We start from the raw sequence: 509 nt of genomic DNA, 5'->3' as shown, positions 1-509 counted from the left end.
CTCCCTCGCGGACCGGATGGCCGCGGAGGCCGCCGCCCGCGAGGAGCAGTTCGTGCTCCCCGACTTCGCCGCGGAGCTCGAGCGGCGCATGGCCCAGCAGGACGCCCCCGTGATGAACGGGGTGACCCTGGCGTCCCTGCACTCGGCGAAGGGCCTCGAGTGGGACGCCGTGTTCCTGGCGGGCCTCAGCGAAGGGCTCATGCCGATCGGCTTCGCCGAGACCGCCGACGAGATCGACGAGGAGCGCCGGCTGCTCTACGTGGGCATCACCCGTGCCCGGGAGCACCTCGTGCTGTCCTGGACCCTGTCCCGCACCCCGGGCGGCCGGCCCACGCGCAAGCCCTCACGCTTCCTCGACGCCCTGCGGGAGACCGGCGGAGACCGCCCGGCCCCGCGCCGGTCCCGCCCGGGCGGCGCCCGCGCTCACGCCTGATCGAGCCCGCACAGGCACCGGCTCCGGTCCGGCTCCGGCCAGGACACCGCGTCCGGCCACGGCGGGGCGTAGAGGG

Annotated in this window: 1 protein-coding gene; it reads left to right on the top strand. The window is 76.2% G+C overall.

Going from position 1 to position 509, the window contains the following annotated elements; genetic code table 11:
- Positions 1 to 433 (top strand): 3'-5' exonuclease (locus RF646_RS13460; RefSeq protein WP_368836246.1); only part of this gene is annotated, 433 nt, incomplete at its 5' end.
- Between the last annotated feature and the right edge of the window lie 76 nt (positions 434 to 509).

The sequence above is a fragment of the Kocuria sp. CPCC 205261 genome, assembly GCF_040981025.1.
Classification (GTDB): Bacteria; Actinomycetota; Actinomycetes; order Actinomycetales; family Micrococcaceae; genus Kocuria; species Kocuria marina.
This window is presented reverse-complemented; position numbering and strand designations above follow the sequence as displayed.